This window comes from Enterobacter sp. J49 (assembly GCF_002148625.1).
GTDB classification, from domain to species: domain Bacteria; phylum Pseudomonadota; class Gammaproteobacteria; order Enterobacterales; family Enterobacteriaceae; genus Enterobacter; species Enterobacter ludwigii.
Map to the genome: position 1 here is coordinate 91,159 of NZ_MWPY01000030.1, position 23,732 is coordinate 114,890.

22 protein-coding genes and 5 tRNA genes are annotated in these 23,732 nt (G+C 53.0%); 4 read left to right on the forward strand and 23 right to left on the reverse strand.

The genetic code is table 11. The annotated features are described in order from the left end of the window. The first annotated feature begins 142 nt into the window (after positions 1–142). Entirely contained in the window at positions 143–895 is a 753-nt protein-coding gene (gene gpmA / locus BJP35_RS09285) for a 2,3-diphosphoglycerate-dependent phosphoglycerate mutase (protein WP_020884954.1), read from the forward strand. Between the two features lie 61 nt (positions 896–956). Here gpmA and aroG read toward each other — a convergent pair whose 3' ends face one another. After that, on the reverse strand, positions 957–2,009 hold the full coding sequence (aroG, locus tag BJP35_RS09290) for a 3-deoxy-7-phosphoheptulonate synthase AroG (RefSeq protein ID WP_047743886.1): 1,053 nt from the start codon (positions 2,007–2,009) through the stop codon (positions 957–959). 304 nt (positions 2,010–2,313) lie between these two features. Here aroG and BJP35_RS09295 point away from each other — a divergent pair, with 304 nt between their 5' ends. Continuing rightward, positions 2,314–2,694 (forward strand): YbgS-like family protein, encoded by a 381-nt coding sequence (locus tag BJP35_RS09295; RefSeq protein WP_025204646.1) that lies wholly within the window; start codon positions 2,314–2,316, stop codon positions 2,692–2,694. Positions 2,695–2,800: 106 nt separating this feature from the next. Then, positions 2,801–3,739 carry a CDF family zinc transporter ZitB gene (zitB, locus tag BJP35_RS09300; RefSeq protein ID WP_047743887.1) on the forward strand — a complete coding sequence of 313 codons (939 nt, stop codon included), beginning with the start codon at positions 2,801–2,803 and terminating at the stop codon, positions 3,737–3,739. Here zitB and pnuC read toward each other — a convergent pair. The 20 genes from pnuC to mngA all read right to left on the reverse strand — a co-directional run bounded on the left by pnuC (position 3,736) and on the right by mngA (position 20,669). Then, on the reverse strand, positions 3,736–4,455 hold the full coding sequence (pnuC, locus tag BJP35_RS09305) for a nicotinamide riboside transporter PnuC (RefSeq protein WP_047743889.1): 720 nt from the start codon (positions 4,453–4,455) through the stop codon (positions 3,736–3,738). The two genes, zitB and pnuC, sit on opposite strands and share 4 nt — an antisense overlap. Before the next feature lie 22 nt (positions 4,456–4,477). Beyond that, entirely contained in the window at positions 4,478–5,521 is a 1,044-nt protein-coding gene (nadA, locus tag BJP35_RS09310) for a quinolinate synthase NadA (RefSeq protein WP_047743891.1), read from the reverse strand. Positions 5,522–5,756: 235 nt separating this feature from the next. Next, positions 5,757–5,832: transfer RNA gene (locus BJP35_RS09315), tRNA-Lys, on the reverse strand. A gap of 31 nt (positions 5,833–5,863) precedes the next feature. Then, a tRNA-Lys gene (locus tag BJP35_RS09320) sits at positions 5,864–5,939 on the reverse strand. Between the two features lie 139 nt (positions 5,940–6,078). Further along, positions 6,079–6,154, reverse strand: a tRNA-Lys gene (locus BJP35_RS09325). Between the two features lie 4 nt (positions 6,155–6,158). Next, positions 6,159–6,234: transfer RNA gene (locus BJP35_RS09330), tRNA-Val, on the reverse strand. 27 nt (positions 6,235–6,261) lie between these two features. After that, a tRNA-Lys gene (locus BJP35_RS09335) sits at positions 6,262–6,337 on the reverse strand. Positions 6,338–6,498: 161 nt separating this feature from the next. Continuing rightward, entirely contained in the window at positions 6,499–7,293 is a 795-nt protein-coding gene (gene cpoB / locus BJP35_RS09340; RefSeq protein ID WP_014169189.1) for a cell division protein CpoB, read from the reverse strand. Positions 7,294–7,302: 9 nt separating this feature from the next. Further along, positions 7,303–7,824: a peptidoglycan-associated lipoprotein Pal gene (gene pal, locus BJP35_RS09345; protein WP_003858578.1), complete on the reverse strand. Its 522-nt coding sequence runs from the start codon at positions 7,822–7,824 to the stop codon at positions 7,303–7,305. Between the two features lie 35 nt (positions 7,825–7,859). Beyond that, the gene (gene tolB / locus BJP35_RS09350) at positions 7,860–9,152 is read right to left on the reverse strand and encodes a Tol-Pal system beta propeller repeat protein TolB (protein ID WP_025204648.1); all 1,293 of its coding nucleotides are present in this window, start codon (positions 9,150–9,152) and stop codon (positions 7,860–7,862) included. 130 nt (positions 9,153–9,282) lie between these two features. Continuing rightward, a complete protein-coding gene (gene tolA, locus BJP35_RS09355) occupies positions 9,283–10,572 on the reverse strand; it encodes a cell envelope integrity protein TolA (RefSeq protein WP_014169186.1) in 1,290 nt (429 codons plus the stop codon). A gap of 28 nt (positions 10,573–10,600) precedes the next feature. Beyond that, complete coding sequence (tolR, locus tag BJP35_RS09360) at positions 10,601–11,029, reverse strand: colicin uptake protein TolR (protein ID WP_014169185.1); 429 nt, start codon at positions 11,027–11,029, stop codon at positions 10,601–10,603. Between the two features lie 3 nt (positions 11,030–11,032). Continuing rightward, a complete protein-coding gene (gene tolQ, locus BJP35_RS09365) occupies positions 11,033–11,725 on the reverse strand; it encodes a Tol-Pal system protein TolQ (protein WP_014169184.1) in 693 nt (230 codons plus the stop codon). After that, the gene (ybgC, locus tag BJP35_RS09370; RefSeq protein WP_014169183.1) at positions 11,722–12,126 is read right to left on the reverse strand and encodes a tol-pal system-associated acyl-CoA thioesterase; all 405 of its coding nucleotides are present in this window, start codon (positions 12,124–12,126) and stop codon (positions 11,722–11,724) included. Before ybgC ends, tolQ begins: the two co-directional genes overlap by 4 nt. Positions 12,127–12,274: 148 nt before the next feature. Beyond that, complete coding sequence (ybgE, locus tag BJP35_RS09375) at positions 12,275–12,565, reverse strand: cyd operon protein YbgE (protein WP_020884961.1); 291 nt, start codon at positions 12,563–12,565, stop codon at positions 12,275–12,277. Further along, positions 12,565–12,678, reverse strand: coding sequence for a cytochrome bd-I oxidase subunit CydX (gene cydX / locus BJP35_RS09380; protein ID WP_014169181.1), 114 nt, complete (start codon positions 12,676–12,678; stop codon positions 12,565–12,567). Before cydX ends, ybgE begins: the two co-directional genes overlap by 1 nt. A gap of 14 nt (positions 12,679–12,692) precedes the next feature. Then, the gene (gene cydB, locus BJP35_RS09385; RefSeq protein ID WP_014169180.1) at positions 12,693–13,832 is read right to left on the reverse strand and encodes a cytochrome d ubiquinol oxidase subunit II; all 1,140 of its coding nucleotides are present in this window, start codon (positions 13,830–13,832) and stop codon (positions 12,693–12,695) included. 15 nt (positions 13,833–13,847) lie between these two features. Continuing rightward, positions 13,848–15,416 (reverse strand): cytochrome ubiquinol oxidase subunit I, encoded by a 1,569-nt coding sequence (gene cydA, locus BJP35_RS09390; RefSeq protein WP_020884962.1) that lies wholly within the window; start codon positions 15,414–15,416, stop codon positions 13,848–13,850. A gap of 678 nt (positions 15,417–16,094) precedes the next feature. Continuing rightward, positions 16,095–18,731, reverse strand: coding sequence for a mannosylglycerate hydrolase (gene mngB, locus BJP35_RS09395; RefSeq protein ID WP_086463047.1), 2,637 nt, complete (start codon positions 18,729–18,731; stop codon positions 16,095–16,097). A gap of 21 nt (positions 18,732–18,752) precedes the next feature. Further along, the gene (gene mngA / locus BJP35_RS09400; RefSeq protein ID WP_086463048.1) at positions 18,753–20,669 is read right to left on the reverse strand and encodes a PTS 2-O-a-mannosyl-D-glycerate transporter subunit IIABC; all 1,917 of its coding nucleotides are present in this window, start codon (positions 20,667–20,669) and stop codon (positions 18,753–18,755) included. Between the two features lie 169 nt (positions 20,670–20,838). On the opposite strand from mngA, the gene BJP35_RS09405 reads away from it, so the two are divergent. Then, complete coding sequence (locus BJP35_RS09405) at positions 20,839–21,555, forward strand: GntR family transcriptional regulator (protein ID WP_020884965.1); 717 nt, start codon at positions 20,839–20,841, stop codon at positions 21,553–21,555. An 83-nt stretch (positions 21,556–21,638) separates the two neighbouring features. On the opposite strand, the gene sucD is transcribed toward BJP35_RS09405, so the two are convergent. Together sucD and sucC are read right to left on the reverse strand one after the other, a co-directional pair. Next, positions 21,639–22,508: a succinate--CoA ligase subunit alpha gene (sucD, locus tag BJP35_RS09410; RefSeq protein ID WP_014169173.1), complete on the reverse strand. Its 870-nt coding sequence runs from the start codon at positions 22,506–22,508 to the stop codon at positions 21,639–21,641. Next, positions 22,508–23,674 (reverse strand): ADP-forming succinate--CoA ligase subunit beta, encoded by a 1,167-nt coding sequence (gene sucC, locus BJP35_RS09415; protein WP_006809579.1) that lies wholly within the window; start codon positions 23,672–23,674, stop codon positions 22,508–22,510. The genes sucD and sucC overlap by 1 nt, the downstream gene beginning before the upstream one ends. Positions 23,675–23,732 lie beyond the last annotated feature (58 nt).

Here is a 23,732-nt window from a genome sequence, read left to right on the forward strand (position 1 = left end):
CAAAATCATAACCCTGGATTCACAAGCATCTTACACTCAGAGACTATTTTCGCTATGGTTAGGGTTAAGCGTTGCTGCTGGCACTGTCACGGCAATATAATGAGAATTGTTATCATTCAATAAAGCTTATGAGGAGTACGATATGGCTGTAACTAAGCTGGTCCTGGTGCGTCATGGCGAAAGCCAGTGGAACAACGAAAACCGCTTTACCGGTTGGTACGACGTTGATCTGTCAGAAAAAGGCGTAAGCGAAGCAAAAGCAGCAGGTAAACTGCTGAAGGCTGAAGGCTTCAGCTTTGATTTTGCTTACACCTCTGTGCTGAAACGTGCCATCCATACTCTGTGGAACGTTCTGGACGAACTGGATCAGGCCTGGCTGCCGGTTGAGAAATCCTGGAAACTGAACGAGCGTCACTACGGTGCGCTGCAGGGTCTGAACAAAGCGGAAACCGCTGAAAAATATGGTGATGAGCAGGTTAAACAGTGGCGTCGCGGCTTCGCGGTAACCCCACCAGAGCTGACCAAAGATGACGAGCGCTACCCGGGCCACGACCCGCGTTACGCGAAACTGACGGATGCTGAGCTGCCAACGACCGAGAGCCTGGCGCTGACCATCGACCGCGTTGTGCCTTACTGGAACGAAACCATTCTGCCACGCCTGAAAAGCGGCGAGCGCGTGATCATCGCAGCTCACGGTAACTCCCTGCGTGCGCTGGTGAAATACCTGGACAACATGGGTGAAGACGAGATCCTCGAACTGAACATCCCAACTGGCGTTCCGCTGGTGTATGAGTTCGACGAAAACTTCAAACCAATCAAACATTACTATCTGGGCAACGCTGATGAGATCGCTGCAAAAGCCGCGGCTGTAGCGAACCAGGGTAAAGCGAAATAATTTTCGCTGGACATAAAAAAAGCGTGGAGCAATCCACGCTTTTTTATTTGGCTCCGGAAACTCAGCCGCGACGCGCTTTTACCGCATTCGCCAGCTGACGCAGAAGGGCATCCGTATCGTCCCAGCCGATGCAAGCGTCCGTGACGCTCTTACCGTAGACCAGCGGCTCGCTGCCTTCCAGATTCTGGTTACCTTCCACCAGATGGCTTTCGATCATCACGCCAATGATCGCGTTCTCACCGCCGGCAATCTGCTGACAAACATCGGCGCCGACTTCCATCTGTTTTTTAAACTGCTTGCTGGAGTTGGCATGGCTGAAGTCGATCATCATCTGTTGTGGCAGACCCGCTTTTTCCAGCCCGACCTTCACGTCTGCGACATGTTTTGCGCTGTAGTTCGGCTCTTTACCGCCACGCAGAATAATATGACAGTCACCGTTACCGCTGGTATTCACAATGGCGGAGTGACCCCATTTGGTGACGGACAGGAAGCAGTGCGGTGCCCCGGCGGCATTGATGGCGTCAATTGCCACCTTAATGGTGCCATCGGTACCGTTTTTAAAACCAACCGGACACGAGAGACCTGACGCCAGTTCGCGGTGAACCTGAGATTCTGTAGTACGCGCACCGATTGCGCCCCAGCTCATCAGGTCCGCCAGATATTGCGGCGTAATCATGTCGAGGAACTCACCGGCAGCCGGCAAACCGCTGTCGTTGATCTCCAGCAGCAGTTTGCGCGCAATACGCAGACCGTCGTTGATCTGGAAACTGTTATCCATATGCGGGTCGTTAATCAGCCCTTTCCAGCCAACGGTCGTACGCGGCTTTTCAAAGTAAACACGCATGACAATTTCCAGCTCGCCTTGCAGTTCTTCGCGAAGCTGAAGCAACCTTGCTGCGTACTCTTTGGCCGCAGCAGGATCGTGAATTGAGCAAGGGCCAATCACCACCAGAAGACGATCGTCATTACCTTTCAGGATCTTATGGATCGCTTTACGAGCATGAGACACCGTGTTTGCGGCATTTTCAGTGGCGGGGAATTTCTCAAGGAGTGCTACAGGAGGTAATAACTCATTGATCTCTTTAATACGTAAATCGTCGTTCTGATAATTCATTTTCTTTCCAGCTCTGCCATATCTTTAGTAATGAAAGCAATCCTTTCAATCTAACTTGCCGACCAGAAAGTGTAAACACGGTTTTACACTTCACGCAGATAATTCCTGGAATTCACCTAAAAATCGCCACAAAATAGCGAAAAACGAGATCTAGCCTAAGCTTTTTAACTGTAACAACCACTTTTGTTTGATTAAACGCGATTCCATACTGACGTAAGTCCGTATGACGGAATCTTTCCCCTCTGAAAAAGATGCACTGTTGGAAAATGTTATCCAGCGTAACGATAAGAACAGGAGCACCAAGATGAAAATGACGAAACTGGCAACCCTCTTCCTCACAGCCTCCCTTACCCTGGCAAGCGGCAGCGTCCTTGCCGCTGAGACGGGCTCAACAGATAACAACGGTGATGCAAATGCCGCGGCGGCGGCGGGTCAGGTCGCCCCTGATGCAAAACAGAATATCGCCCCGAATAATGTCGATAACAGCCAGATCAATACCGGGAACACTAATACCGGAGGCACGATGTTGCATCCGGACAGTAGCGGCTCTGGCACCATGAATCATGACACGATGAGTACCGATGAGATGCATAAGAACACCATGTGCAAAGACGGTAAGTGTCCGAATTCGAATGACAAAGTGGGCGACGATGCCAATACCAAAACGGATGGCACAACCCAATAATCCGTGACGGATGTAAACGTAAAAGGAGAGCTCTGGCTCTCCTTTCTTTTTGGAGTAAGCCATTAAAAACGCTACACTAAAAACAATAACAAAAAGGAAAGCTGATATGGCGCACACGCATTCACACAGCCCGTCTCCTGGCGATGACAACGCTAAACGCCTTATGCTGGCCTTCGGTGTCACGGCAACGTTTATGGTTATCGAGGTCATTGGTGGCCTGGTATCCGGCTCTCTGGCGCTTCTGGCGGATGCCGGACATATGCTTACCGATGCCGCCGCCCTGCTCTTTGCCCTGTTGGCCGTGCAGTTTGCCCGTCGTCCGCCTAACGCGCGTCATACTTTTGGCTGGCTGCGACTGACCACTCTGGCGGCGTTTGTTAACGCTATTGCTCTGGTGGTTATCACCCTTCTTATCGTCTGGGAAGCTATACAGCGCTTCCGTCACCCACAGCCGGTCGCCGGAGCGACAATGATGGTTATCGCCGTAGCAGGTCTGCTGGCGAATCTTCTGGCGTTCTGGATTTTGCATCGCGGCAGCGGGGAAAAGAACCTCAACGTGCGCGCTGCGGCTCTGCATGTTATGGGCGATTTACTGGGTTCCGTCGGTGCTATTGTGGCCGCGCTGGTGATCCTTTATACCGGCTGGACGCCCGTCGACCCGATTCTTTCCGTGCTGGTATCGTGTCTGGTATTGCGCAGTGCCTGGCGGCTGCTGAAGGAGAGCGTGAATGAACTGCTTGAAGGGGCGCCGGCATCCGTGGACATTGCCGAGCTTAAACGCAACCTGCGTCGTTCCGTGCCCGAGGTGCGCAATGTGCATCATGTTCACGTCTGGCTGGTGGGTGAGAAACCCGTCATGACATTGCACGTCCAGGTGATCCCTACCCATGACCATGATGGCCTGCTTGAGCGCATCCAGCACTTTCTCGAACATCACTATGAGATTGGCCACGCCACCATCCAGATGGAGTACCAGCCCTGTAACGGCCCGGACTGCCACCTGAACGAGGCGCAGTCCGGCCATTCACATCATCACCATCATTAGTTCGAAAGCGCGCGAGAGCCTCGCTCACGCGCGCTATTAATCCACATCCGGCTCCCGTTCAGGGCAATGAAGGTCAGCAGCAGATACTCCAGCGACATCGCATAGACGCCCTGACGTACAAAAATAACCACGCTAATGACGTTAATGACGACCCAGAGCAGCCAGTTCTCAACGTATTTACGGGTCATCAGGATCATCGCAGCAATCGACAGCACCATCATGCAGGAGTCCCAGAACGGGAAAGCATCCGGCTGGAGTGATGGCATAGCGACATTCAGCCCGAGGCCAGACATGACCGACACCGCGACACGGGTCAGGAATGCAAACACCGGGTTGATATAGACGGTCATTAAACCAATGGCGACAACGCAGGCGACAAACCAGGCGATGGCTTTCGGTAAGGGCAGCCAGCGGATTTGCAGTTCCGCCTCCTGCTGGCTGTTCTGCCGCGACCACGCGTACCAACCGTAAATGTTCGCCGCAAAGAAGAACAACTGCAAAAGCAGGCTGGCGTACAGCTGGATCTGGAAGAAGATAATCGCAAAGAGCGTAACGTTAATTAACCCGAACGCGTAGTTGCTGATCTTCTCCAGGCTTGCCAGCCAGATACACAATAACCCAGCCAGCGTACCCACGGCCTCAATCCATGACAGGTCATAGCCACCTGCACCAATCGGTATATGAACCAGAATGTTCTGTGTGCTAAAAAAATCCATCTTTTCCCCAGGGCGTATTGAATTAAGTACGTAGTGTAGCCGCAAAATCCAGCATGCGGTTAAGCGGAATTAACGCACCTTCACGCAGAGCAGCATCCACATGGATTTCATGCGTTGCTCCGCCTTTCTCCAGCCCCTCAGCAATAGCTTTCAGGCCGTTCATCGCCATCCACGGGCAGTGCGCGCAGCTACGACACGTCGCCCCCTCGCCCGCCGTTGGTGCTTCAAGCAGCTCTTTCTCAGGCACGGCCTGCTGCATCTTATAGAAGATACCGCGGTCGGTTGCCACGATGAGCTGCTTGTGCGGCAGCGTCCTGGCAGCATTGATAAGCTGGCTTGTGGATCCCACGGCATCCGCCATGTCGACAATGGACTGCGGTGATTCCGGGTGAACAAGGATCGCTGCGTGCGGGTAAAGCGCTTTCATGCGCGAGAGCGCCTGCGTCTTAAATTCATCATGAACAATACAGGCACCCTGCCAGCAAAGCACGTCAGCGCCGGTCTGCTTCTGCACGTAATTACCGAGATGGCGGTCAGGCGCCCAGATGATTTTCTCGCCCAGGCTGTCCAGATGCTCAATCAGTTCAACGGCGATGCTTGACGTCACGACCCAGTCTGCCCGCGCTTTCACTGCGGCAGAGGTATTGGCATAGACCACCACGGTACGGTCCGGATGGGCATCGCAGAAGGCCGAGAACGCATCAATCGGACAGCCGAGGTCGAGTGAACACTCCGCATGTAGCGTTGGCATCAGAATGTTTTTTTCAGGGCTGAGAATCTTTGCGGTTTCACCCATAAAGCGAACGCCTGCGACCAGTAACGTGGAAGCAGGATGTCTGGCACCAAAGCGTGCCATCTCCAGAGAGTCAGAGATGCAGCCCCCGGTCTCTTCCGCCAGTTGCTGGATTTCCGGGTCGGTGTAGTAATGTGCAACCATCACTGCATCTCGCTCTTTGAGAAGACGTTTGATCTTCTCACGGTAAAACTGCTTCTCATCCTGACTCAGCGGGACAGGCTTTGGCGGGAAGGGATAGATTGCGGCTTCTGGATCAAACATCACGCTCATTATGGCTTCTCGTTTTACTGGCTTAACATTATTGCCTTTCTTTTGCATGACATAGCAAAACGGACGGCAAATGTGTTTTGTATACTAAACAAGATAGCGAATTTGCGAGAAAAAGTCACCGGAAATAGGTGTGCGTAGCACGCAGCGGATGGCGACTTCGCCGGAGTCGACCTGCAAGGTCAAAATATGCGGAATACAGATAGCAAAAAAGCGCCTTTAGGGCGCTTTTTTACATTGGTGGGTCGTGCAGGATTCGAACCTGCGACCAATTGATTAAAAGTCAACTGCTCTACCAACTGAGCTAACGACCCCTTGCGGGATGTACTGCAAATCTATTCAGGCTGGTGGGTCGTGCAGGATTCGAACCTGCGACCAATTGATTAAAAGTCAACTGCTCTACCAACTGAGCTAACGACCCGCTTGGGTGTTGCCTGAATTTTTACTCATACCAATAACCTGGTGGGTCGTGCAGGATGACTCGGCTTCGCCTCGCCCTACGGGCCGTCGCTGTTGCAACGTTATCCTTCACGTTTAACATCTGAGTAAGACATTAAAATTGGTGGGTCGTGCAGGATTCGAACCTGCGACCAATTGATTAAAAGTCAACTGCTCTACCAACTGAGCTAACGACCCGGAGTGGTGGGTGATGACGGGCTCGAACCGCCGACCCCCTCCGTGTAAAGGAGATGCTCTACCAACTGAGCTAATCACCCACTCTGTACTACCGGAACTGCTTTAAGTGGTGGGTCGTGCAGGATTCGAACCTGCGACCAATTGATTAAAAGTCAACTGCTCTACCAACTGAGCTAACGACCCACTTTTACGCTGTTTTCACGTTGTTTGATATCCCGTGGCAACGGCGGCATATATTACTGATTTAAGAATTCAGCGCAACAAAAATTTCGATGAAGATCACTTAACTGCTTACGAATCATGCTGCACGACCAGAAATAACGCGATTTCTGGTCATGCGATAATCATCCCATCGAATTCAGACGTTTTTGCGCCTGCTTCGCACCTTCGGTGCCAGGGAATTTAGCAACCACCTGCTGATAAACCGCTTTCGCTTTCGCAGTGTCACCTTTGTCCTGCATGATGACGCCGACTTTAAACATCGCATCAGGCGCTTTTGGCGATTTCGGGTAATTTTTCACCACTGAGGCAAAATAAAACGCCGCATCGTCCTTTTTACCCTTGTTGTAATTCAGCTGACCCAGCCAATAATTTGCATTTGGCAGATAAGTAGAATCAGGGTATTTCTTCACAAAGTTCTGAAACGCAACGATAGCGTCATCCTGACGAGATTGATCCTGTACCAGGGCAATGGCCGCGTTGTAGTCCGTATTCGCGTCACCGCTCTGAACAGGCGCTCCCGTCGAGGCCGAAGCATCTGCCGCAGGAGCAGGGGTCGACGTCGCCGCACCGCTCTGATCGCCTGCTGCTGGCTGCGCAGCTGCGCCACCGCTGCTGAGACTATCCATCTGCAGCAAGATTTGCTTCTGACGTTCCACAACCTGGTTAAGCTGATACTGGCTTTCCTGAATCTGACCACGGAGAGAGTCAATATCGTTTTGGTTGTCGGAAAGTTGTTGCTGGAGTTGGGTTAAAAGCTGACTGTGAGCGTTAGAAATACGCTCGAGTTGAGTGACCCGGTCTTCTACCGAGCCTGAGCCGACACTACTGATTGGTGCCTGAGCAAAAGCGGCCCAGGGGGCCGCTATTCCAACCAGTAACGACAGACTCAACAGATGATGTCTGAAGTTACTGCTCATGCAATTCTCTTAGTAAACCAGTACGGCACGACGGTTTTTGGAGTAAGCCGCTTCGTCGTGACCCAGTACTGCAGGTTTTTCTTTACCGTAAGAAACGATGGAGATCTGGTCAGCAGAAACGCCTTTACCCTGCAGGTACATTTTAACGGCGTTAGCACGACGTTCACCCAGGGAGATGTTGTATTCTGGAGTACCACGTTCGTCCGCGTGACCTTCTACGGTGACTTTGTAAGACGGGTTGCTACGCAGGAAGTTAGCGTGAGCATCCAGCATCGCAGCGAAGTCAGAACGGATGTCGTATTTATCCAGATCGAAGTAAACGATGTTGTTCTGCTGCAGCTGCTGCATCTGAAGACGCGCTTGCTCTTCAGAAGACATGTTGCCATTGCCATTCGCGTCCATACCGGTACCGGCACCCATCATGCCTTCGCCGCTCTGGTCATTGCTTGCATTCTTGTTAGAAGAACACGCTGCGATTGCCATTACAGGCAGAGCGATCATCAGCCCCTTCAGCACTTTGTTCAGTTGCATTTCTATGATTCCTTTAGTAATCAATTAATTATTATTTACAGATACGGCGACCAGGCAGGTGATTTTACCTGTCCATCAGTTGCCGGAATACGCGCTTTGAAACGCCCATCTGTAGAAACCAGATTCAGCACAGATCCCATCCCCTGAGAAGAGCTGTAGATTACCATAGTGCCGTTAGGTGCCAGACTTGGCGTTTCATCCAGGAACGTTGACGACAGAACTTGAACGCCACCCGCTACCAGATCTTGTTTGGCAATGTGCTGCTGCCCACCGTTGGAGCTGACCATTACCATAAATTTACCGTCGCTGCTCACGTCCGCGTTTTGGTTCTGCGAACCTTCCCAGGTAATACGCTGTGGAGCACCGCCGTTGACGTTCACTTTATAGATTTGTGGACGACCTGCCTGGTCAGACGTAAATGCCAGGTTCTGGCTGTCCGGGAACCAGGACGGTTCGGTGTTGTTGCTGCGACCATCGGTCACCTGGCGAATTTGACCAGAGCCAATGTCCATCACGTACAGGTTCAGGCTACCGGTTTTAGAGAGCGCAAACGCCAGTTTGGTACCGTCCGGAGAGAACGAAGGCGCACCGTTGTGACGAGGGAACGACGCAACCTGGCGAACAGCACCGTTAGCCAGCGTCTGGATAACCAGCGCTGAACGACCGCTTTCGAAGGTAACATAAGCCAGTTTAGAACCGTCCGGAGACCAGGCTGGAGACATCAGCGGCTGAGAAGAACGTTTCACCAGGAACTGATTGTAACCATCGTAGTCAGATACGCGCAGCTCATACGGGAACTGACCGCCATTGGTCTGTACCACATAAGCAATACGGGTACGGAACGCACCTTTAATGCCGGTCAGTTTTTCAAATACCGCATCGCTGGCAGCGTGTGCCGCGTAGCGCAGGTACTGTTTAGTGACCTTGTAAGAGTTCTGTGCCAGAACGGTACCCGGTGCACCGCCGGTATCAACCAGCTGCCATGCAACGTTGTAAGAGCCGTCCGGGTTAGGTGTAACCTGACCAACAACGACAGCATCGATACCGAGCGCAGACCATGCGGCAGGCTGTACTTCCTGCGCGCTGCCCGGCTGCTGAGGCAGACGAGAACGATCTAATGGGTTGAATTTACCGCTGTTACGCAGGTCAGCCGCAACGATGCCACCGGCATCTTCAGGCGCAGCGCCAGGACCGGCCCACTGGAACGGAACAACACCGATTGGGCGTGCCGAATCCACCCCCTGGGTGATCTCGATACGTACTTCTGCGTGCAGTACTGCTGCCCACAGCATTAAAAAACCAAATGCTACACGTAATGCCTGCTTCATCATATCTCCCTTATCCGGGTAACCTTACCCACGATAATTTAGCAGAATGTTAACAAACCCAAATAGACAAAACTACTAAACACTCGTTAGGACAATAGACTGTTTTTCATACTTCCGTAAGGACAGTCGATTACAGTTTAAAGTCCAGTTTGGCATCTTTTATCCGTTCATAAACAGCCTCACTAGGCGGTTTAGGAATGTTCGCCGACCTTGCAGCGGCCAATGCTGCCTGACAAAGCGCAGGATCGCCCCCTTCAGAGGTCACGCTTTTCAACCTACCATCTGGCGCAAGGTTGATATGCAGTACACATTGTTTGCCCTGATAGATGCTTGCATCAAACAGGCGGTTCTGAATCGCAACCTGAATTTGCTTAGCATAAGCGCTGATATCAGCACCCGTCGCCCCACCATTGGCACCAGAAGTACCACTGTCTTTAGAGGGCTGACCACTGCCTTTCGCACCACCGCCCGCTTTCGGCGCATTCTTACCAGAACTCAGATCGCCCAGGAGATCGTCAACGCCAGCGGCATCCGCGGCTTTCTCAGCGGCGGCCGCTTTTTTGGCGGCGGCTTTCTCTGCAGCTGCTTTCTTATCGGCAGCAGCTTTTTCTGCTGCAGCTTTTTTGTCAGCAGCCGCTTTCTCGGCGGCGGCTTTCTTCTCTGCTGCGGCTTTTTCAGCAGCGGCCGCTTTTTCTGCTGCAGCCTTCTCGGCAGCAGCCGCTTTCTTCGCAGCATCGGCAGCAGCTTTCTTCTCTGCTTCCTGAGCGGCTTTCTTCGCGGCTTCCGCTTCAGCTTTTTTCTGAGCATCAGCAGCAGCTTTTTTTGCCGCTTCCGCTTCAGCTTTCTTCTGAGCATCAGCAGCGGCTTTCTTCGCCGCTTCGGCTTCAGCTTTCTTCTGAGCATCGGCTGCGGCTTTCTTCGCCGCTTCCGCCGCTAATTTTGCCTGAGCATCAGCTTGTGCTTTCGCGTCCGCCGCGGCTTTGGCTGCCGCCTCTTCTGCCTGCTTCTGCTGTTCCTGAGCTTTCTTCGCGGCCTCTTCAGCTTGCTTCTGCTGTTCCGCCTGCTCTTTCGCCGCTTCCTGCGCCTGCAAACGTTCTTTCTCAAGCTGCTTCAGTCGCTCCTGCTCAGCGGCCTGCTTTTCACGCAGTTCTTCCGCTTGCTGTTGCGCCTGTTTTTCACGCTGCTCTTCAGCCCGTTTTGCGCTCGCCTTCTGCTGTTGCTCGCGGTTATAGTTCTGCACTACCGCACCGGGATCCACCATGACGGCGTCAATGGAAGAGCCTCCACCGCCGCCCGATGATGCATCAATGTGCTCGTCGAACGAACTCCAGATCAGCACTGCAAAAAGAATAACGTGCAGCACTGCGGAGACGATTATCGCTCGCTTAAGCTTGTCGTTCTGTTCGGTTGCCTTTGACACTATCGGTTCCCAAAAACTACGCAGATGATCAAATAGGCTGAGTCATTAAGCCAACTGACTTAACGCCCGCGCTATGTAGCAAGTTCAGCGCTTTAATAATTTCATCGTATGGTACGTCTTTCGCGCCACCGATTAAGAAGACCGTTTTCGGATTTGACTCCAGGCGTCGCTGCGCTTCAGCAATAACCTGCTCAGGTGGCAGTTGATCCATACGATCTTTTTCTACCACTACGCTGTATTGCCCTACACCGGAAACCTCAATGATGACCGGAGGATCGTCATTGGTGCTTACCGCCTGTGATTCTGTCGCATCCGGCAGATCAACCTCCACGCTCTGGGTAATGATGGGTGCTGTCGCCATGAAGATCAGCAGCAGTACCAACAGAACGTCCAGCAGTGGAACGATATTGATTTCGGACTTGAGCTCGCGACGATTTCGTCCACGCGATCTGGCCATGGTTTACCCCTTGTTACTCTCGGTACTGGTAAACGCCTGACGGTGCAGAATCGCGGTGAACTCTTCCATAAAGTTGTCGTAGTTCAGTTCCAGTTTATTCACGCGCTGGTTCAGACGGTTGTAAGCCATAACCGCCGGGATCGCCGCAAACAGACCGATAGCGGTCGCAATCAGTGCTTCTGCAATACCCGGGGCAACCATCTGCAACGTCGCCTGCTTCACCGCCCCCAGGGCGATAAAGGCGTGCATAATCCCCCAGACCGTACCAAACAGACCGATATACGGGCTGATGGAACCAACGGTTCCCAGGAAAGGAATATGCGTTTCAAGGTTTTCCAGCTCGCGATTCATGGAGATACGCATCGCACGCGAGGCACCTTCCACAACCGCTTCAGGCGCGTGGCTGTTTGCGCGATGCAAACGAGCAAACTCTTTGAATCCGCTATAGAAAATCTGTTCGGAGCCTACGAGGTTATCACGGCGTCCCTGGCTTTCCTGATACAGACGAGAAAGCTCAATACCCGACCAGAACTTATCTTCAAACGCTTCTGCTTCACGGCCAGCCGCATTGAGGATACGCGTTCTCTGGATGATGATGGCCCAGGATGCGATTGAAAAACCAATCAAAATCAACATGATAAGTTTAACCAGAAGGCTTGCCTTCAGGAACAAATCAAGGATATTCATGTCAGTCACTGCTTAAACTCCGCGACAATAGACTTAGGAAGCGCACGAGGCTTCATTATGGTTGGATCAACACAGACGATCAGGACTTCAGCTGAGTTCAGTACCGTATTTTCTGCATTGACTATCCGCTGCGTGAAAACCATTGAGGTTCCGCGCATTGATGTAATTTCAGTTTGGACTTCGAGCATATCGTCGAGTCTGGCAGGCGCAAAATACTCAAGCGTCATCTTGCGAACCACGAAGGCAACTCGCTCAGCCAACAGCTCCTGTTGACTAAAGTGATGATGGCGCAGCATCTCTGTGCGTGCCCGTTCATAAAAAGCAACGTAGCTGGCGTGGTAAACCACACCCCCGGCATCGGTATCTTCGTAATAGACACGAACCGGCCATCGAAACAGCGTTGTATTCACTTTACATCCCGGTAATGCAACAAAAGTTAGAGCTTTTAAACTTCGCTACTATACGCGCGGGAAAGATGGTTTGGAATGGGAGAAAGTAAACGGAGAGTAAATTTTTATGGGCCAGGGTAAGCCCATATCATTAACGGACATTTCTTATTCAGAAGAAGAAGAAAATCAAGCCAGCGAGAAGCACCAGATCGGCGATAAGTGGGCAGAAAATCCCCTGCCAGTGCAGCGCTTTCGGACGAAAGCCTACGCCGTGGATCACACCTGCGCACACCGCCCACATAATGAGGAAGCCGTGCCAGATCTCAAGCTCGCTGGTCTTCGCTGCAAAGCGCGAAGGGTCCCAGAAGATACAACCTGCCAGCAGTAATGCCATCACTAAAGAAAGCGCCCTTAACGGGCGCTTATCCATTACCGCGTAAAGCGTCGCGATAATGTTCATTAGTGTTTGTCTTCACCTGCTTTAGACGCTTCGACGTGCTCAAGCGCCAGGGCAGTAATGACACCAAATGCACAGGCAAGAAGCGTCCCTAAAATCCATGCGAAATACCACATATTCAGCTCCTTACTTAGTACAGAGAATGAGTGTTGCTTTCAATATCTTCTTTCGTGATACGACCGAACATTTTCCAGTAACACCAGGCGGTGTACAGCAGGATAATCGGTACGAACACGCAAGCAACATACGTCATCAGGTTAAGCGTCAGCTGGCTGGACGTTGCATCCCACATGGTCAGGCTTGCATTCATCATCGTGCTGGACGGCATGACGAATGGGAACATCGCGATACCTGCAGTCAGAATAATGCACGCCAGCGTCAGTGAGGAAAATACAAATGCCAGGGCACCTTTTTCCAGACGTGACGTCAGTATCGTCAGCAGCGGCAGCAACACACCCAGTGCCGGAATAGCCCACAGAACAGGCATATTATTGAAGTTCACCAGCCACGCGCCAGCCTGACGTGCCACTTCTTTCGTCAGCGGGTTAGACGGTGCCGTGTGGTTAATTGCAGACGTAATGACATAACCGTCGATACCGTACATCACCCATACGCCGGCCAGTGCGAAGCACACCAGGGTAATAAGCGCAGCAACCTGCGCCGTTGCACGAGAGCGAAGATGCAGTTCACCTACGGTACGCATCTGCAGATAGGTCGCACCCTGAGTAATGATCATTGCCACACTCACCACGCCTGCCAGCAGACCAAACGGATTCAGCAGCTGGAAGAAGTTACCGGTGTAGTAAAGACGCATGTATTCATCGATGTGGAACGGTACGCCCTGCAGCAGGTTACCGAACGCCACGCCAATCACCAGCGGTGGAACGAAGCTACCAATGAAGATGCCCCAGTCCCACATGTTGCGCCAGCGGGTGTCTTCAATCTTGGAACGGTAGTCGAAACCAACCGGACGGAAGAATAAAGAAGCCAGCACCAGAATCATCGCCACATAGAAACCGGAGAACGCAGCCGCGTAGACCATCGGCCAGGCAGCGAACAGCGCGCCGCCTGCGGTGATCAGCCACACCTGGTTACCGTCCCAGTGCGGGGCGATGGAGTTAATCATGATTCGACGTTCGGTGTCATTACGACCGAGGAAACGGGTGAGCATCCCCACCCCCATGTCGAAACCATCAGTGACTGCGAAACCGATCAGCAGAATACCGACCAGCAGCCACCAGATAAAACGCAATACTTCATAATCGATCATTTGATGACTCCTGTCTTAGCGTGCCGGCTGAGTAGTCGCACCGGACTGCTCGTAGTGATAGCGACCGGTTTTCAGGCTGCTTGGGCCAAGGCGCGCGAACTTGAACATCAGGAACAGTTCAGCCACCAGGAACAGGGTGTACAGACCACAAATCAGCAGCATGGAGAAGATCAGATCGCCTGCAGTCAGAGAGGAGTTCGCTACCGCCGTTGGCAGCACCTCACCGATCGCCCATGGCTGACGGCCATATTCCGCAACAAACCAGCCGGATTCGATAGCAATCCACGGCAGTGGAATACCATACAGCGCGGTACGCAGCAGCCATTTTTTCTCACCGATGCGGTTACGAATCACGGACCAGAAGGACGCCGCAATGATCAGCAGCATGATGATGCCGCAGCCCACCATGATACGGAATGCGAAGTACAGTGGCGCCACGCGTGGAATGGAGTCTTTGGTCGCCATCTGGATTTGCGCTTCCGTCGCGTCGGAGACGTTCGGGGTATAGCGTTTCAGCAGCAGACCGTAACCCAGATCTTTCTTCACATCGTTGAACTGGTCACGCACGGCCTGGTCGGTAGAACCCGCACGCAGCTGCTCCAGCAGCGCGTAAGCTTTCATACCGTTACGGATACGGCCTTCATGCTGCACCATCAGCTCTTTCAGACCCGTCACCTGCTTGTCAACGGAGCGGGTGGCAATGATGCCGAGCGCGTAAGGAATTTGAATGGCGAAGCGGTTTTCCTGTGCATCCTGGTCGGGAACACCGAACAGAGTAAAGGCAGCAGGCGCGGGTTGGGTTTCCCATTCGGCTTCGATAGCGGCCAGTTTGGTTTTCTGCACGTCACCCATTTCGTAACCGGATTCATCACCCAGCACGATAACAGAGAGGATTGCAGCCATACCGAAGCTTGCAGCGATAGCAAAGGAGCGCTTAGCAAACGCGAAGTCACGACCACGCAGCATGTAGTAAGAGCTGATGCCCAGTACAAACATCGCGCCGCACACATAGCCAGACGCCACGGTGTGAACGAATTTAACCTGTGCGACCGGGTTCAGCACCAGTTCGGCAAAGCTGACCATCTCCATACGCATGGTTTCGAAGTTGAAATCAGACGCGATAGGGTTCTGCATCCAGCCGTTCGCGACCAGGATCCACAGTGCGGACAGGTTCGAACCGAGTGCCACCAGCCAGGTCACCGCCATATGCTGGACTTTGCCCAGACGGTCCCAACCGAAGAAGAACAGACCTACAAAGGTGGATTCGAGGAAGAAGGCCATCAGACCTTCAATGGCCAGCGGCGCACCGAAGATATCCCCAACGTAGTGAGAATAGTAAGACCAGTTAGTCCCGAACTGGAACTCCATGGTCAAACCGGTAGCCACGCCCAGTGCAAAGTTGATACCAAACAACTTGCCCCAGAACTTGGTCATATCTTTATAAATCTGTTTGCCGGAGAGGACGTAGACCGTTTCCATGATGGCCAGCAGGAACGCCATACCGAGCGTTAGTGGCACAAACAGGAAGTGGTACATCGCGGTCAAGGCAAACTGTAAGCGCGACAGTTCGACTATATCTAACATCATGACTCCTTGCTCATCGCATGAAGACTCCGAGAGTGAACCCCGTTAGAAAAGGATTCACACACATGCCCCAATACAAATTATTCGCATCCATGTCGTCGCGCTTAGCCTGAGAAAGGATAAAAGCAATGACGATAGGTTACAAATACGTTAATAAAAAACTCAAATTGATCCCGCAAATATAATACGCTGCAAAACCCTTACAATAAACAGGTTTTTATTGAATCACATTTACGTTTTTCGACGGCGATCAATTTATAGCAAAATTACCACTTTTCAGCCATTTTGATCGGGGACAATTTACCGCCTTTCGACACCTTTTTCCAAGGATTAAACTTTGATTTAAATCAAAAAGCACCGTTTCTGTTAACCATGTTTAAATGTGGTGAGAATGGTAAAAACCTTGTTAACGCTATGTGTACGACGAGATATTTGGAGTTATCAAAAGCAAGAAAGAATATAAACAGACGTGATTTATTTTAACGCTGAAGAACAACGCATCTTTACATTCGCGTTAACGTATAAAGGTAGTCGTCAGCGCGTTTTTTTTCCATTGTGCGACGATAGCCGCAGATAATTACATTTATTTTACCTGCAACACGCTTAAAATTAACACCTCAATGTGACTATTCAATAAAAAAGGCTGCCCTGCGCGCAGCCTTTTGTTCACTTCAGACGCTACCTTTCCGTTTTCAGGCTAAAAGTCCGCGATTGCCCAGGCCTGAACAGGCCCGTAATGCCCTTTTCTTCTCCCCTACCTGCCAGTACCTGTTCATTTAAATTCGTCTCGCAACAGCCTTTAAACGCCTGATTCCACGATAAAGAGGCATCACAGGACACAGATTCCGACGGATTGAACAGACGAAGGATAAGCGCGTCCCGATCCTCCGCCTTTTTTATCGCGCTCATAACACAGCCTGTCGGCGAAAGGGTCAGCAGGCTGTATCTGTCCGGCGTGCTGAACGGCGCACGGTTAAGCTTCATGGCATCCCAGGGGATTTTGTTATAACACGGGACGGGGGTAAGCCACGCTTTCGCCTGCTGAGCAACGCCGGCGTTCTCGGGAGAGCCGCTAAAACTCAGAAGGCTAAAACGGCAATCGAGCCGGCCCCGAAGCTGCGAGTCCGGAACGGCCATTTTTATGCCGGACGGTCGGCCCGGGCGCAACAGTAAATCTTCCTTTCCCAACACGCCCACACCGCGTAAAAGGGTCAGAGCAAACGCTTTTTCAGCCTCCCCCACCACTTCAAATTCGCGTAACCCTTCGGTGAACAGGGCAAGCCCGTTTCGATCCTGTTGAAGCACGGCGTAGTTAAGTAAATTCCAGACGGGAACCGGTGCCTCTTTCCAGCCCTCTTCTTGCCAGTTAGCCATCGCGTCATCGCGAACCGGGCGCGTTATGGAGCCAAACTGCGTATCTGACAGTACCTGCTCCGTCATAAACGGCGTCGGGATAAGCACGCGGACCCGGTGATCGTCAGCCTGATTATCCAGACGCGCCACAACATCTAAACGCCTGCTGTTATGGCTGAGAGTAACCTCAAATTCAACCGCAAGAGCGCCATTGCGCAGGCGGGCCGACCGCTCGACCAGGTTTGCCGGAACGGCGATGCGATGCTGGATCACCGCCCTGCTCTGCCAGACTTCCTGTATCACCTCAACATGATGCTGCCCGTGCGCTGAAGTGAGCCGCCACTCTTCCCGGGAAGGCGAGTAGTCGTACTCATCGCCATCATCCGACCCCTCTTCAATTTCCAGTACGCGGTCATAAATAAGTCCGGATTCTTTATCACGCAGGCGCAGCGTGCCATCGTCATTTATATCAATTTGCCAGAAGGCGTTTTCCAGCAGAGCATCCGTTTTTGCCCTCGCGGGAAGCCTCTTTTCAGGAGCCTGGGGCTCGATGTAAAGCGTGCGGTATCCCATCGCGGGCAGGATCTGACAGATTTGGATATCAAACTCCATAAACGGATCGTAATTACCATAGTGCACGATTTGCCGGTCAATCAGCCCCGGGTCAATTTCCCGGGCGCTGCGAATAAAACAGGGGATCTCATTGCCTTTATCATCCCGCAACCGGAACTGGCTCGCGCGCAGACGAAGGGTGGTGTTAATCACCTCTTCACGGGGCCAGGGCATCAGATTGAACATCACCAGCTTGTCGGCCTCGCTTTGCGGCATATTGTCGACAATCTTGCGCATCGAGAAGCGCGTGAGGTTATCGGCCATGTCTTCAGCGAGCGCAAACCGGGCCATAATCTCACGATGCACTTTGTCGCTGCAGCAGCAGCCAATACTGTCGTGAGCATGATTCTTGAGGATCTCTTTCCACATTTTCTCCAGCAAACCGTGGTGATACTCGAAGCCCAGCATCCAGGCGAGCGCCGCCAGCGGTTCGAGGATATTCACGATTTTGTTTTCAATGCGGGCGTGGGCAATTTTGATGTCCATCCGTGTGGAGCCGATTGTCCGGTGTACACGCATGTATTTGCCGTCGATAAACTCCCCTTTCAGCGTCGCCAGTTCGTCACGGTGCGCTTCAGTATGTTCAAAGACCTCCTCGAACCGGCTCATCACAAATTTCCGCTGCGGGTACATCTTTCGAAGGGTATCCATCACCGCGAAAATGTTCTGCTGGAGGGGCATCTGGTCGTGACCGTTAGGCAGCAGAATCTCTTTCGTCACGGAAGCGTTTTCCAGCAATGTAAGCCAGGTATCGAGCCGTTTACGCAGCCCCGCTTCATCCTCCGGTAAGTACTTACCAATCGCGTAGCCCAGCGGTAGTACCTGCGCCGTAACTTCGCTGCCGTCTGCGCTCTGCCATAAAAATTCTGTTTTATCGGTGCCGTGACGCTCAGAACATCCGCGCCAGAACAGCGTGCGGGTGATACCAAAGCCGTTATAGATATGCGGAAGTTGCCCGGACATGCCAAACGAATCCGGCAGATACCCTATTTTCATCGGCTCACCGAATTCCATGCAGTCGCGTATCCCGTACATCAGGTTGCGAACGATCGATTCGCCGCTGACTATCGTGGTGTCGGTCTGGGTATACCACGGCCCGATAATCAGCTTTCCGCGCTCAACCAGCGCTTTTACCCGGGGCCGGTTGTCCGGCACGACGGCGAAGTAATCCTCCAGTACCGCGGTCTGTCCATCAAGAACGTAGTATTTATACTCTTCGTCCTGCTCCAGACGGGTCAGGATCTCCTCCATGTTATTGACCAAAAGGATCCGCGACGCTTCGGTGGTGAAATACCACTCACGGTCCCAGTGCATATGTGGCGTGATATGAACGCGAGATACAGCTTTCATCTTCGTTTCCTGTAAATGAATTTATGGCGTGACGTCTTCCGTCAGGTATTTGCCTTTTTTTACGCCCTGACGTCGCCAGAACAGTAAGATGAGCGTAGAGAGCATCGTTCCCGCCAGCGCAGCACCAAACCAGCCTGCCGCCGCGATCGCGCCACCCATCCCCGCGTCATGCAGTAAAAAGAGAGAGAAGATGCCCGCCCCCGGCGTAGACAACCCGATACCCATTGCACCGATAATCGCCCCTGTTGCCATCGAGCCAACAACAAACGAGCCAATCACCCGCAGCGGATCTTCAATGGCCATCGGAATTGCCCCTTCGGTGATGCCCGCAAGGCCCAGTAGCCACGTCGACTTGCCGGTTTCGATTTCAAACGGTTTAAAGAGATGCGGCGCCAGCATGGTTGAAGCCGTGACGGTAAAAGCCGAGACCATTTTGACGGAAGCAAAAATGGCATACGGCCCGTAAACGCCGTTGGCCATCGCCCCCAGACAGAACGCATAGGCCGCTTTGTTGACCGGTCCCCCCAAATCGAACGAGCACATAAAACCGAGCAGAGTGCCCAGTAGCAGCGCATTGGCACCGGAGAGCCCGTTAAGCCATGCCGTGAGGGAGGTGTTGATCCACGCGACCGGCTCGCCGATCACGAACAGCATCAGGCTGCCCGCGCCCAGCACGCCAATCACCGGGTAGAGGTAATAGGTTAAAAAGCCGTTATAACGCTGACTCAGACGGATATGGTTTTTCACCCAGCGCATCAGATAGCCGGCAATCAGGCCACCTGCAATCGCCCCTAAAAAACCTGAACCGATCATATTGGCGGCAAGACCGGCCGCAAAACCCGGCGCCAGAGCAGGTTTATCTGCCAGCGAGTAGGCGGTATACGCGGCCAGCACCGGCACCATTAACGTGCCTAACATCCCCCCGCCGAGTTTGCGATACATCCACAGCCATGAGTTCTCCTGCTCAAACAGATGCTGTAATCCCAACATCTGTGCCAGCAATACCGCAACGGCCAGCACCGTGCCTCCCGCCACAATCAGCGGCACGGCAAAGGAAATACCGCTGAGCAGGGCCTGCTTAAGCTCCGTCTTAAGGCTCTTGCTCACATCATTGCCGGTGTGCACCTGGCGATCCGTTTCCGCGGGGGGTAAGGCCAACGCACGCTTAATAAGCGCTTCGGCATGGCGAAGCGGTTCCGCGACCGGCACGGACAGCGTCGGGATGCCCTGAAAACGCTCGCTCTCTTTGAGAGCCACTTCTGCGGCAATGATACAGGCCTGCGCAGTGCGTAACTGCTGCGCGGTCAACCGCCCTTCGATACCGTTCGCCCCCTGCTTTTCCACCACCACGTTTACGCCAAGCTTACGCCCCGCTTTTTCCAGATACTCAGCTGCCATATAGGTATGCGCAATGCCGGCGGGGCATGCAGTTACACAAACGATGGTTGGCGCATCCACGAACGCGACAGCGTCATCTTCCTGTGGCACATCGTCCAGCGCGGCGAGTAGCGCTGCTGCCGTGGTAGCCGCCATGACGCGCGCCCGAAGAGTTTCATCCGCCAGACGAGAAGTAAGTTCCGTCAGCACCTGGATATGGGTTGAGCCAGCTTCAGCCGGCGGAATGGCAAGCAGGAAAATCAGCTCGACATTTTCCGGGCCATCCACGCCTTCCCAGCTCAGCGGTTCACACAGGGTGGCTACGGCAAAAGCCGCCTCTTTCACCACCGCTGATTTACCATGCGGGACTGCCAGCCCTTCGCCAAGCGCGGTAGGGCCTAGCGATTCCCGATGAAAGACTTCGGTTAAAAACGCATTGCCGTCGGTAATTTTGCCGAGCGTCACCAGCCGCATCGTGAGCTGGCGTATTGCTTCATCACGACTGGTGTACTGCGCCTGCACGCAGACAGCGTCGGGATGGGTCAGGGTCGTCAGGTTCATCAGGATCCTCACACTCAAGGGGAATTATTCCGGATCAATTGTGACAGACAAACTGATACCTTTATGTGATCATTTTCACTAACACCAACAATTTGTATTTAACTTGTATTATTTACAAATTCTGTGCTGGAGGCATAATTCCGTGAAAAGGTATTAGAAGGCAGACGACATGGGCAATAAACCGATGTACCGGCAGATAGCGGATGCGCTTCGCGAGAAAATTACCGCCGGTGAGTTAAAACCCGGTGATGCGTTACCGACGGAATCCAGCCTGCAGGAGACATTTAGCGTCAGTCGCGTCACGGTGAGGCAGGCACTGAAACTCCTCACTGAAGAGCAGATTATCGAGAGCATTCAGGGCAGCGGCTCCTATGTGAAAGAGGAGCGCGTCAATTACGACATTTATCAGCTTACCGGCTTTTATGAAAAACTGGTGGACCGAAACGTCGATACCCACAGCGACGTAAAAACATTCGAAGTGATCAAAGCGGATGTGAAACTGGCTGAGACGCTTAACATTCGCCCGGATGACAAAGTGTGGCATGTCAAACGGGTGCGCTTTATTAAGCAAAAACCGGTGAATCTGGAAGAGACGTGGATGCCGCTGGCGATGTTCGCCGACCTCACCTGGGAGGTGATGGAAAATTCCAAATATCACTACATCGAACAGATCAAGAAGATGGTTATCGATCGCAGTGAACAGGAACTGGTTCCGATCATGCCCTCTCAGGAGGCGATCGACGCGCTGGCGCTGGATCCGGCAAAACCGATACTGGAAAAGGTGTCACGCGGCTTTCTGAAGGATGGGCGGGTGTTTGAATACAGCCGTAACGTGTTTAACAGCGACGATTACAAATTCACGCTGGTCGCAAAACGCAGGCATTAAAAAAGGCCGCTTTACAGCGGCCAACCATGTCGAAACGGACACTTATTACTTCAACGCTCCCTTTTACAGGGAGCAGAGAGGATTTACTTAATGATGGATTTCAGTGCTTCGCCGATATCCGCCAGGCTGCGAACGGTTTTCACACCTGCGGCTTCCAGCGCGGCGAATTTCTCATCAGCCGTACCTTTACCGCCTGCGATAATCGCGCCTGCGTGACCCATACGCTTACCTTTCGGCGCTGTCACACCTGCGATATAACCGACGACCGGCTTGGTCACATGTTCTTTGATATACGCAGCCGCTTCTTCTTCTGCGCTACCGCCGATCTCACCGATCATCACGATCGCTTCGGTCTGCGGATCTTCCTGGAACATTTTCAGGATATCAATGAAGTTAGAACCTGGGATGGGGTCACCACCGATGCCCACACAGGTGGACTGGCCGAAACCGTAGTCGGTAGTCTGCTTAACCGCTTCATAGGTCAGCGTACCGGAACGGGAGACGATACCCACTTTACCCGGTTTGTGAATGTGACCCGGCATGATGCCGATTTTACATTCGCCTGGGGTGATAACGCCCGGGCAGTTCGGGCCGATCATGCGCACGCCAGCTTCATCCAGCTTCACTTTCACGGTCAGCATATCCAGCGTCGGGATACCTTCGGTGATGGTGATGATGAGCTTGATGCCCGCGTCAATCGCTTCCAGAATCGAGTCTTTGCAGAACGGAGCCGGAACGTAGATAACGGTCGCGGTCGCGCCCGTCGCTTCAACCGCTTCGCGCACGGTGTTGAATACCGGCAGGCCCAGGTGCGTGGTGCCGCCTTTACCTGGCGTTACGCCGCCAACCATCTGCGTGCCGTAGGCAATCGCCTGTTCGGAGTGGAAAGTCCCCTGGCTACCGGTGAAGCCCTGGCAGATAACCTTGGTATCTTTATTAATTAAAACTGACATTATTTCCCCTCCACTGCGGCAACAACCTGCTGAGCTGCATCCGTCAGACTTTTCGCTGCAATAATATTCAGGCCGCTGTCAGCCAGTTTTTTCGCGCCGAGTTCAGCGTTGTTACCTTCCAGACGCACCACAACCGGGACGTTAACACCCACTTCTTCTACCGCACCGATGATACCGTCTGCGATCAGGTCGCAACGCACGATACCGCCAAAGATGTTAACCAGCACGGCTTTGACGTTGTCGTCAGAGAGGATGATTTTGAACGCTTCGGTTACACGCTCTTTGGTTGCGCCACCGCCCACGTCGAGGAAGTTTGCAGGCTCACCGCCGTGCAGCTTAACGATGTCCATGGTGCCCATCGCCAGGCCTGCGCCGTTAACCATGCAGCCGATGTTGCCATCCAGCGCCACGTAATTCAGTTCCCACTGTGCAGCCTGCGCTTCACGCGGGTCTTCCTGAGACTGGTCGCGCATTTCACGCAGATCCGGCTGGCGGAACAGTGCGTTGCCGTCAGCGCCCAGTTTGCCGTCGAGGCAGATCAGGTCGCCCTGAGTGGTGATGACCAGCGGGTTGATCTCGATCAGCGCCAGGTCGCGCTCCAGGAAGATGGTGGCCAGACCCATGAAGATCTTGGTGAACTGCTGAACCAGCTTGCCTTCCAGGCCCAGTTTGAACGCCAGCTCACGACCCTGGTAAGGCATAGGGCCTGCCAGCGGATCGATCGCCACTTTGTGGATCAGGTGTGGCGTCTCTTCTGCCACTTTCTCGATTTCCACGCCGCCTTCGGTAGACGCCATGAACACCACACGACGGGAGCTACGGTCAACAACCGCGCCCAGGTACAGTTCTTTCGCGATGTCAGTTGCAGCTTCAACCAGGATCTGGTTGACAGGCTGGCCGTTCGCATCTGTCTGGTACGTTACCAGACGCTTGCCGAGCCAATGTTCAGCAAACGCACGAATCTCTTCTTTACTCTTAACAACCTTCACACCGCCCGCTTTACCACGGCCACCAGCGTGAACCTGACACTTAACTACCCAAGGGCCGGAACCGATTTTAGATGCGGCTTCTTCTGCTTCACGCGGGGTAGTACAGGCATAACCCACCGGAGCCGGTAAGCCATACCGGGCAAACAGCTGTTTGGCCTGATATTCATGTAAGTTCATGTGTTCTATCCATCCTTCAGGTAATCGTTAGGTAGTGCTTTTGTAGGCCCGGCAGACA